This is a genomic window from Thermoclostridium caenicola, assembly GCF_900142095.1.
Lineage (GTDB): Bacteria > Bacillota > Clostridia > DSM-8532 > DSM-8532 > Thermoclostridium_A > Thermoclostridium_A caenicola.
Map to the genome: position 1 here is coordinate 1 of NZ_FQZP01000095.1, position 2,051 is coordinate 2,051.

1 protein-coding gene is annotated in these 2,051 nt (G+C 41.9%); it reads left to right on the top strand.

Features of this window, described 5'->3' with window-relative positions; translation table 11 throughout:
- Positions 1–495 precede the first annotated feature (495 nt).
- Positions 496–1,785, top strand: coding sequence for an IS110 family RNA-guided transposase (locus tag F3H12_RS12980; RefSeq protein ID WP_149679734.1), 1,290 nt, complete (start codon positions 496–498; stop codon positions 1,783–1,785).
- The last annotated feature ends 266 nt before the right edge of the window (positions 1,786–2,051 follow it).

Genomic DNA, 2,051 nt, shown 5'->3' on the forward strand with positions numbered 1-2,051 from the left:
TTGATTTCTCTATCCCTCTATAGTCCAAAAACTCTGTCCCGTTATCTACTGTTATCGTTTTAAATTTCTCCCTAAATTTCCTTCTATACTTCCTTGTACAATTAATATTGTATTAAATCAGTGACCGAAGCCACTGTTCGACCCATTAAAATTCATTGTTAACATAACACTTCAAACTTCATTCTTTTCTAAACATCAAGCACATCATCCGGCTTCACATCTTAGCCATTTTGCCAGCAACTGTTGGCCTGAACCTTGACAATCATGTATAATATCTTCCGGACTTGGAAGGTGAGTGTTTCACCTCCTGGGACGGACCTTAGCGGGCCGATTACCCGTAAGAAAGAGTATTTATCCATTCCGGTAAGTCTACATGATTTGGCTGGTTGAGGCCAGCTCTTTGGCTGGTTCCTCGTGTCACATGCAAGGTTGTTTGCTTACATAGGAAGGAATGGAGGCTTTTAAGTCCATTAATCTTAAAAAGGAGGCATTTTAATGAATTTCAGACCCATTGCAGGAATTGATGTGGGTAAGTTCTTCAGTGAAATGGCGATTCTTTCTCCTACCAATGAAGTGGTTGCCCGCATGAAGATTCACCATGATTCCAATACCGACGTTGAAAGAGCCGTTGAATTGCTTAATAAAACGGAAAAAGATTTTGCTTCAAGGCCTTTCATAGTCATGGAATCCACAGGGCACTATCACAAAATCCTTTTCCATTCACTTTGTAAAGCTGGATTTGAGGTTTCGGTAACAAACCCCATCCAAACTGATTCTATCAAAAATATTGGAATCAGAAAAGTGAAAAATGATAAAGTGGATGCCCGGAAAATTGCCCTACTCTATAGATTTCAGGAACTTAAGTCAACCAACATCCCCAATGAGGATATTGAGTGCCTAAGGAGCCTATGTCGCCAGTACTACAAACTGTGTGATGAGCTTACCGCCTACAAAAACAGGCTTACCGGTATTGTTGACCAACTCATGCTTAACTTCAAGGATGTCTTCTCCAATATATTTTCAAAGGCTGCTATGGCTGTCCTGGAGGAGTATCCTACTCCTGCCCATATTCTTAAGGCTGACAGGAACAAGCTGATTTCACTGATTCAGAAGAAATCCCGCAAAAGCCTCAAATGGTCAACTGCCAAGTATGAGCTTCTGGTCTCCAAGGCCAGAGATTTTGCACCTCTGAGCATTCATAATGCCTCAAATGTTATTATGCTGGGCGTATATATCTCCATGATCAAAACCTTGGAAGAAAGCCTGGAGAAAGTCCTTAAGTCCATTCGTCTACTGATTGCTGAAGATATGGCGAAGGATATGCCCATGCTGGCATTGACGCTTGAACTTTTGCAGAGCCTGCCAGGTATAGGCCTTCTCTCTGCTGCTACTATTCTTGCGGAGATTGGAGACTTTTCAGCCTTTAAAAAGCCAGGCAAGCTGGTTGCTTATTTCGGCGTTGACCCCTCTGTCATGCAGTCCGGAGAGTTTACCGGCACACGGAACAAGATGTCTAAGAGAGGTTCAAGGCTGCTTCGCAGGGTGCTTTTCACAATTGCTCTTGCTAATATCCGTACCAAGCGGGATAAGACAGCTTGCAACCCTGTGCTGCTGGAGTTCTACCAACAAAAATGCCAGAGTAAGCCTAAGAAAGTAGCTTTGGGAGCTGTTATGCGCAAGCTTGTTTGTATCATCTTTGCTGTTCTAAGGGATAGGAAACCTTACCAGTTACGCAGCCCCCAGGAACACGCTCAAATGCTTGCAGCAAAGCATACAGCAGCTTGATAGTACTGTACTTGATGTTCAGTTTTCAAAGAGCAACTTGCTATTTTAGACCAGCTATTTTATGTCTACCTCACCTAGGTGGTCTTGTTGTCATGCGTTTCATTAACGTCAGGAGCCTAAAAAAATTTCTCAAAATTTTTATTATAAACTCTTGACTTTAATTAGCTGGTCTTCTAATTCATCTATTGCTTTGATTACTGATTCCTGCGTTTTGTCTGGTAGTTTAAGAATTATTTCTTCTCTCGTCTTTCGTTCACTTAATACCA

Excerpts from the sequence above, each read along its gene's own strand:
- F3H12_RS12980 (WP_149679734.1), top strand. The coding sequence starts at position 496 with ATGAATTTCAGACCCATTGCAGGAATTGATGTGGGTAAGTTCTTCAGT.